Annotated in this window: 4 protein-coding genes and 2 pseudogenes; all 6 read right to left on the reverse strand. The window is 76.6% G+C overall.

Annotated features, from left to right (window positions below):
* Positions 1-872 (reverse strand): annotated as a pseudogene (locus DT057_RS36505) (double-strand break repair protein AddB); the annotation flags it as partial.
* 1 nt (position 873) lies between these two features.
* Positions 874-2,161, reverse strand: a pseudogene (locus DT057_RS37375) (PD-(D/E)XK nuclease family protein); the annotation flags it as partial.
* Between the two features lie 55 nt (positions 2,162-2,216).
* Complete coding sequence (locus tag DT057_RS05155; protein ID WP_128561042.1) at positions 2,217-2,768, reverse strand: GNAT family N-acetyltransferase; 552 nt, start codon at positions 2,766-2,768, stop codon at positions 2,217-2,219.
* A gap of 34 nt (positions 2,769-2,802) precedes the next feature.
* Complete coding sequence (locus tag DT057_RS05160; protein ID WP_128561043.1) at positions 2,803-3,546, reverse strand: nucleotidyltransferase family protein; 744 nt, start codon at positions 3,544-3,546, stop codon at positions 2,803-2,805.
* A gap of 15 nt (positions 3,547-3,561) precedes the next feature.
* The gene (tsaE, locus tag DT057_RS05165) at positions 3,562-5,094 is read right to left on the reverse strand and encodes a tRNA (adenosine(37)-N6)-threonylcarbamoyltransferase complex ATPase subunit type 1 TsaE (RefSeq protein ID WP_203236190.1); all 1,533 of its coding nucleotides are present in this window, start codon (positions 5,092-5,094) and stop codon (positions 3,562-3,564) included.
* Between the two features lie 234 nt (positions 5,095-5,328).
* Positions 5,329-7,806 carry a sensor histidine kinase gene (locus DT057_RS05170; protein WP_128561044.1) on the reverse strand — a complete coding sequence of 826 codons (2,478 nt, stop codon included), beginning with the start codon at positions 7,804-7,806 and terminating at the stop codon, positions 5,329-5,331.
* Positions 7,807-8,132 lie beyond the last annotated feature (326 nt).

Consider the following 8,132-nt stretch of genomic DNA (forward strand, 5'->3'; position numbering starts at 1 on the left):
GCGCGCGCCGGCCCCGGTCAGCCCGCGCCACGCCGCCTCGCCCGCGAAGGCGCGCAGGCGCTGCAGGAAGCGCGACGGCACCGTCGGCGCGCCCTCGCGCTTGTGCGCCCGGGTGATCACCGCGTCCGGGCAGCCGAGGGCCTGCACGAAGTCGTGGGCGGTCTGGCCCAGGCGCCGCTCCGGCGGCGACAGGCCGACCCGGCCGCGCATCGGCCGGTTGAGGAAGGCGTCGGTCTCGGCCTTGGGCGGCCAGACGCCCTCGTCGAGGCCGCCCAGCACCACGCGGTCGACGGAGAGCAGGCGCGCCTCGATGAGGCCGAGGATGCGCAGGCGCGGGTGCGGGGCAGGTCCCGCCCGCCCGCTCACCACCCGCTCGGCGGCGAGCGCCGCGAAGAAGGCCGGGTAGTCGGAGAAGCGGCCCGCGAGGAGCCCGGGCTCGGCCAGCGAGAGGTCGTCGAACAGCGCGTCGAGCACCGCCACCGAGGCGTCCTCGCCGGGATCCTCCGCCTCCGGGCCGTCCATCAGGGCCTCGCAGGCGGCGCGGTGGCGGTGGGCGATCCCGATCAGGTCGCCGGGCGCGTCGTCCGGGTCCGGGCCGAAATCCCGGAAGGCGACGGCGAGGCGCAGGACGAGGTCGTCGGCCGCGTCCCAGTCAGCGGCGCTCAGGCGCCGGCGCGGGCGCGGCGCGCGGGGGCTCGCGTCGGCGCGGGCGGCGCGCAGGGCCTCCCGCAGGCCCGCGAACCCCTTGGCGGGGGCCGGGCCGCGCAGGGCGCCGATCTCCAGGCCGGCGGCGGCCCGCACCACCGCCTCCCGCGGCAGGCCGAGGCGCACGAGGGGATGGGCGAGGAGCGCCAGCACGCGCTCCGGCTTGGNGGCGCGCCAGGCGCCCGGCGAGGCTGCGCCCGAGGGGCTGGCCCGCGCTGTCGTCGGCGACGATGCCCCAGCGGGCGAGCTCGGCGGCGACCCGGAGGGCGAGGGCCCGGTCGGGGGTGACGAGCGCGGCGGTGCGGCCGGGCGCCTCGATGGCCTCGCGCAGGGCCGCCGCGGCCGCGAGCGCCTCCTCGCGCTCGTCGGCCGCCTCGACCACGCGGAGGCCGGCGCCGCCCTCGCGGGCGAGCGCGGCGCGCAAGTCCGGGTCGAGGTCGGCCCAGGCGTCCGTGGTCTCGGCGGGGCGCAGGGCCTGCGAGAGCAGGGCCGCCCGCGCCGCCGCCTGAGCGTCGGGGCGGCCGAGGGGCCGGACCTCGGCGCGCTCGAGGCCGAGATGGGCGGGCCCGACGAGCCGGTGCAGCACCGCCTGCGGATGGGCGTGGGCGGTGCTGTCGCCGCAATCCCCCGGATCGATGGCGTGCCAGCCGGCCGCGTCGAGGTCTTGGTCGAGGCCCGGCAGCACCACGGCGCCCCGCGGCAGGGCCGCGATGGCGGCGATCAGGGTCGCGGTCGCCGGCACCGAGCCCGTGGAGCCGGCGACGATCACCGGGTCGGCGGGCCGGTCGCGCCTCAGGCGCGCGGCCTCGGCCAGCACAAGGGCGCGCCCGCGGGCAACCGGGTCGCTGACCCCGCGATCGGCCAGGATGGCCGGCCAGTGCTCGGCGGCGATGCGCACGAAGTCGAGGGTGAGCGAGAAGTAGCGCGAATGCTCGGCCTCGACGGCCCCGGCGATCTCCTCCCAGGGCAGGCCCTCGACCGTGAGGGCGTCCATCAGCCCCTCGAGGTCGGCCGCGAGGCCGACCGCGTCCGCGGGCGAGGACGGGACCCGGAAGGGCACGTCCTCGCCCATGGGCAGGAGCTGGCGGTCGACGCTGCCGGCCCAGGCCTGGACCAGGCGGGCCAGGATCAGGCGGCGCTCGATGGCCGGGATCGGCGGCCGCAGGATCGCCTCCTGGCGCTCGCCCGCGGGGGCCGCCGCGAGGTCGAGCTCCGCCTCGTCGGCCTCGCCCAGGGGCACCATGCGGGGCAGGAGGACCGCCGGGCCGCCGCGGCGGCCGAGGACGGCGGCGAGGGCGCGGGCGGCCCGGCGCGTCGGCAGGTAGAGGGTCACCGCCGCGAGCCCGAAGGGGTCGCCCGCGACGTCGCCGACGAGCGTGCCGTCGAGGAGCGCCTCGGCGAGCGTGTCGAGGAAGGGCAGGCCCGGCGGGATCGTGAAGACGCGGCCGTCGCTCATCGGGCGGGGGTTCATGAAGCGGGGGTTCATGGGGCGGGGCTCATCGGGCGGGATCTCATCGGGCGGGATCTCCGGCCGGACCCGGGACGGGGCCGTCCCGGAGGCCCTCGCGGGCGAGGTAGCGGACGGTCCTCGCGCCGCCGTGGATCGCGGCGCTGCCGATCTCGACGAAGCCGAGGCGGGCGTGGAACGCGTCCGAGCCCGGGTTCGGCGGGTCGCGGTTGACCTCGCAGACCACGCGGTCGTGGCCGGCGGCGGCGGCGCGTCCGGTGAGCGCCCCGTAGAGGCTCCGGGCGAGCCCGCGGCCGCGATGGGCCGGCGCCGTGACGACGCGGTCGACGTAGACGAAGCGCCGGAACCGCGCCCGGAACCAGAGGAAGTTCGGGCTCGCGTAGGCGGCGTCCTGGTCGAGGGCGATCAGGAAGGCGCCGGTCTCGCCCCCGACGGCGATGCCCGCGGCCCAGAACGCCGCGGCGGTCAGCGCCCGCAGGCCCTGCGCGTCGAGGAGCGAGGTCTCGGCCCGGTGCGCGTTGTTGAGGGCCAGCACGGCCGCCGCGTCGGCGGGGCCGAGGGGCGCGACCGTGAAGCCTGCGCGCGGTGGCGTCACGGCCGGGCGGCCGCCCACGGCCGGGACGCGGCCGTCACGGCTGCGTCGCGCTCGCCCGCACCCGCTCCTCGGCCTGCGCCAGGGCCTCGGGCGTGCCGACGTGCAGCCACTGCCCGTCGAGGCGCAGGCCGTACAGGCGCTCGGCTGCGATGGCGCGGTCGAACAGCAGGTTGAGCGAGAACGGTCCGTCCGGCGTCCCGGCGAAGAGCCCGGGCTTGGTGATCGCGACGCCCGCGTAGACGAAGGGCGCGACCTCGCGCTCGGCCCGGCGCTGGAGGCGCCCGTCGCCGTCCATGTGGAAGTCGCCCGCCCCGTCGTAGCCGAGGCTGGTGGCCGCCGAGGCGACGAGGAGCAGCATGTCCATGCGCCCGGGGTCCCAGGCCGCCGCCAGCCGGCGGAGGTTCGGCCGCGGCCCCTCGAGCCAGAACGAGTCGGAGTTGAGGATCAGGAACGGCGCCTCGCCGAGGAGCGGCAGCGCCTTGCGGACGCCGCCCCCGGTCTCGAGCAGCCGCTCGCGCTCGTCCGAGACCACGATGGCCGGGCCGCCCCGGCGGCGGTCGAGGTGCGCCTCCATCAGGTCGGCGAGGTAGTGGACGTTCACCACGGCCTCCCGGATCCCGCACTCGGCGATCCGGTCGAGGGCGTGGTCGATGAGCGCCCGCCCGGCCACCTCGACGAGGGGCTTGGGCACCGTGGCGGTGATCGGGCGCATGCGCTTGCCGAGGCCGGCGGCCAGCACGAAGGCGCGCGCGAGGGCAGGTGTGGGCGTGTCGGTCATCGCGGGCGGGAGCGCTCAGGCGGAGGCGGGGCAGAGGCGCGGCAGGTGGGTCTGGTACCAGTCCCGCACCCCGGCGAGGGCCGGGTGCGCGAGGTTGCGGGCGAGGTAGCCCTCGATCCGCGGCAGGTGGGCGAGGTAGTCCGGCTTGCCGTCGCGGCGGTCGAGGCGGGTGAAGATGCCGATGATCTTGGTGGCCCGCTGGGCCGCCAGCACCGCGTAGGCGCGGGCGAAACCCTGCATGTCGAAGTCCGGCTCGCGCAGGCGGCGCTCGCGGGCGTAGAGGCCGAGCAGGCGCAGCTCGAACTCGGCGCTGGCGTCGACCCGGGCGTCCTGGAGGAGCGAGGCGACGTCGTAGGCCGGGTGGCCCAGGACGGCGTCCTGGAAGTCGATGATGCCGATGCGCTCCAGGCCGTCCCGGTCGGGGAGCCAGATCAGGTTCGGCGAGTGGTAGTCCCGCAGCGTCCAGGTCGGGCGCTCGGGCTGGATGCCGTCGAGGGCCTCCGTCCAGGCCGCCGTGAAGGCCGCCCGGGCGGCGGGCGAGAGGGGCGTGCCGGCGACGTGGGGGGCGTACCAGTCCGGCAGCAGGTCGGCCTCGAACAGCAGCGCCTCGAGGTCGTAGGGCGGGAGGACGTGGTCCTTGCCCTCGGCGACGGGCAGAACCCCGGGCAGCGCGGTGCCGTGCAGGCGCGCCAGCACCTTCACGGCCTCGGCGTAGCGCTCCGGCCGCGGCCCGCCCGGGTCGGCGACGGGCTCGGCCCCGAGGTCCTCGATGATCAGGAGGCCCGCCTCCAGGTCCTCGCCGAGGATCCTGGGCGCGCTCAGGCCGAGCGCCCTGAGGCCCCGGTCCACCGCCACGAAGGCGTGCACGCTCTCGGCGAGCTTGACGATGGCGCTGTAGGGCTTGCCGTCCCGCACCGGCGGCCCGTCGGGCCGGGGCGGCGCGATCATCAGCACGGCCCTGGCGCCGTCCGGGTTGGTCAGGCGCTCGTAGGCGCGGCTCGAGGCGTCGCCCTGCATGGGCGTGCGGATCGCCTCGCCCCAGCCGGTGCGGTCGAGGAGGGCGCGCAGCGCGCGGGCGCGCATCAGGCGCTCGCCCAGGCCCCCGCCCCCGATGAGGCGCGCGAGCCGCGCGCCCTCGCCGAATTCCGGCTTGAGCGCGAGGTCGACCGCGAGGGTCGGCCCGCTGCGCGGGGGCAGCCGGTCGGGCCACTCCACCAGGGCGACCGCCCGCTCGGTCATCTCGTCGAAGCCGAGCTCCACGAGCTCGTCGGAGCCGCGCAGGCGGTAGAGGTCGGCATGCACCACCATCTGGCCGCCGGGGGCCTCGTAGGGCTGGATCAGCGTGAAGGTCGGGCTCGGCACGTCGAGGTCCGGGTCGCCGACGATCTCCCGGATGAGCGCGCGGGCGAGCGTGGTCTTGCCGCCGCCGAGCCCGCCCGACAGGGCCACGAGGTCGCCGGGCCGCAGCAGCTCGGCGAGGAAGCGCCCGAGATCCTCGGTGGCGCTCTCGTCCGGCAGCACGATCTCCCAGGGTGTGCGCTCGGCCATGCCCTCCTGGTCCACTCCGCGATCCTCGCTCACGCCGCCATCCCGGCCCTTAAGGGCCCGGGCCGCGCCCGTCATACCCGACGAACCTTAACCGACCCCGCCCGGTGCGCCTCGACCGGCCCCCGGGGCCGCTGCCCGGCACGCCCGGCCGGCGCCGCCGGGCGGGGCGCTCGCGCGGAGGTGCCCATCGGCCACGGCGCAACCCAGACTATCGAAACTCCGCGGCCCCGGCCATCACTCCGCGGCCGCGAGGTGCGACTCGCCGTCGCCGACCGGGAAGGTGCAGGTCACCCGCGTGCCGGTGCCGGGCGCCGAGGCGATGTCGATGTGGCCGCCGTGCAGCTCCACGAAGGAGCGCACGATGGACAGGCCGAGGCCGACGCCCCGGTGGCGGGTGCCCAGGGTGTGGCTCTCGAAGCGGTCGAACACCCGGGCCATCACCTCCGGGGGCATGCCGCGGCCCTGGTCGACGACCTGGAACACGATCGCGTCGTCGGTCTTGCGGGCCGACACCCGGACCTGCTGGCCCGGCGTCGAGAAGCCCACGGCGTTCGACAGGAGGTTGAACAGGATCTGGCGGATGCGCTTGCCGTCGGCCACGAAGCTGCCGATGTCGGGCGGCACGTCGAGGTCGAGGCCGATATCGGCCTCCGCGAGCCGGTCGCCGATGCCCCGCACCGCGGCCCCGATGGTGGCCTGGACGTCCACGACCTCCCGCGTCAGCTCCATGGAGCCGGCGTCGATCGAGGCGAGGTCGAGGATGTCGTTGATGATGACGAGGAGCGCCGCCGACGAGCGCATGATGTGGTCGGCGTACTCGCGCTGGCGCGGGTTGAGCGCCCCCACGGTCTCGTCGCCGAGGAGCTCGGTGAAGCCGATGATGTTGGTGAGCGGCGAGCGCAGCTCGTAGGAGACGTGGTGGACGAACTCGTCGCGCAGGCGCGTGGTGCGCTCCAGCGCCTCGTTCTTCTCGGTGAGCGCGCGCTCGACGTTGACGCTCGCCGTGACGTCGATGTGGGTCAGGAGCGTGGCGCCGTCGGGCAGGGGCTCGGCCGCGCAGTCGAGCACGGTGCCGTCCTTGAGGGCGAGGCGGCAGGCGACGCCCTGGCGCACGTCGACGAGGCCCGTGACGGCGCCGCGGATCTCGGTCCAGGGCTCCTCGGTCGGGCTCAGGGTCCGGCAGACCGCGATCACCTGGTCGATGTGGGGCTGGGCCGCCAGCATCTCGGGCCCGATGCGCCAGACCTGCGCGAAGGCGCGGTTGGCGAACTTGAGGCGCCCGTCGGAGCCGAACACCGCCACGGGCTCGCGCAGGGTGTCGAGGGTCTCGCTCTGCACCCGCATCAGCACGTTGTAGCGCGACTCGAGGTGGACCCGCTCCGAGACGTCGTCGAACAGGTAGGTGAGCCCGCCCTGCGGGTTGGGGTCGGCGAGGACCCGCAGGGTGCGCCCGTCCGGCAGGTGCCACCAGGTCTCCTGGGCCTCCGCGGCCCGGTAGGCGGCGAGCACCCCGGTCTTCCAAGTGCGGAAATCGGCCTGCTCGGGGAGCTTGCGGGCGTTGCGCAGGGCGTCGAGGATCTCGCCGTCGAGGGGCCGGCCGTCCAGGAAGGCGGGGTCGAGGTCCCAGAGCTGGCGGTAGGCGGCGTTGTGGAAGATGAGCTGCTGCTTGGCGTCGAAGATCGCGACGGCGGTCGGAAGCTGGTCGAGGGTGCGGACGTTGGCGTCCATCTGGCGCTGCAGGTCGGCGCGGAGGCTCTCGAGCTCCGAGACGTCGACCGCGATGCCAACGCTGCCGGTGTCCACCGCCACCTCGGTGACGTCGAGGGTGCGCCGGGCGCCCGCCACCACGGCCGAGACGCGCAAGGAGGCGTTGTGGCCCTGCGCCCGGCGCCGCTCGGCCTCCTTGCGGGCCGCCCGGTCGAGGAGCTCGGCCCCGTCCGCGAGGGCGCGGTCGAGGTCGCCGGCCTCGGCGGCGGTGACGTAGGCGGCGTTGGCCCAGGCCAGGCGGCCGTCGCGGGTGCGCCGCCAGACCGGCTGCGGGATCGCGTCGAGCAGGGCCGCGAGGGCCGAGAGGCCGTGGCGGGCCTCCTCCAGGGTCGCCCGCAGCTCGACCAGCTCCTGGCGCTCGCCCGTCAGCTCGCGCAGGCGCAGCAGCGCCCGGCCGCCGACGGCCTGGCCCTGGGCCTCGACGGTGCGGCCGTGGAGCGTCCGCACGGTGCGGCGGAAGCGCTCGCCGCGGCCGCGCAGGCTGTCGAGGGCCGCCTCCAGGGCGGCGGCGTCGGCCGGGGTCAGCCACGCCCCGAAGGCGAGCACCCGGCGCGGGGCGGGCACCCGGCCCTCCTCGCCCGCCAGGGCGACGTCGCCCTCGATCACAGGGTCGTCCCGCCCGCTCCAGGTCACGACCACCTGGGGCTCCGAGCCGAGGAGCAGCTCCGCCCGGTCGTGGGCGCCGCGCAGCTCGGCGAGCTCGGTGACGAGGACGCGCTCGCGCTGGGCCCAGCGGCTCCGCTCGCGCAGGTAGAGCAGGGACAGGATGGTGGCGAAGATCGTCAGGCCGATCAGGACCGCGAAGCCGATGGCGTTGTGGGCGTGCAGGCCGGCGGCCGCGCCCTCCGCCGCCCGCGCGGCGACCGGCATGCCGGCCGCTCCCGCGAACGCGCCGGCGCCCGCGCCGCGGCCGAGCCGGCGGCGCAGCGTTCGTCCTACCCCCATGATCCGTCCGTCTCCACGCGCCTCGACGCGCCGGCCCGACGGCCCGCACGCTCGCGGCTTCGCTGCACCCCGAAGGCCGTCCGCGAACCCGCGGCCCGGCGCATCTCGCCAGAATCACCCGAACACTAACGCGCCCCGGAATCGGCCCGGAAGGAGAATCATCCGGCCGCGCGGCCCGCCGCGCGCGCTCGGTCGTCAAGGGCACAGAAATGCCACACCTGCGGCGGAACGGAGGTGGAACAGTCGGAATGGTGAACGAATGGCGGGCGCGGCCCCGTCCCGGGGGGGCGCGCCGGGCCGGCGGGCCGCGCCGCGCCGGCGGGCCG

Origin of the sequence: Methylobacterium crusticola (assembly GCF_003574465.1) — a bacterium.
In the GTDB taxonomy this organism is placed as follows: domain Bacteria; phylum Pseudomonadota; class Alphaproteobacteria; order Rhizobiales; family Beijerinckiaceae; genus Methylobacterium; species Methylobacterium crusticola.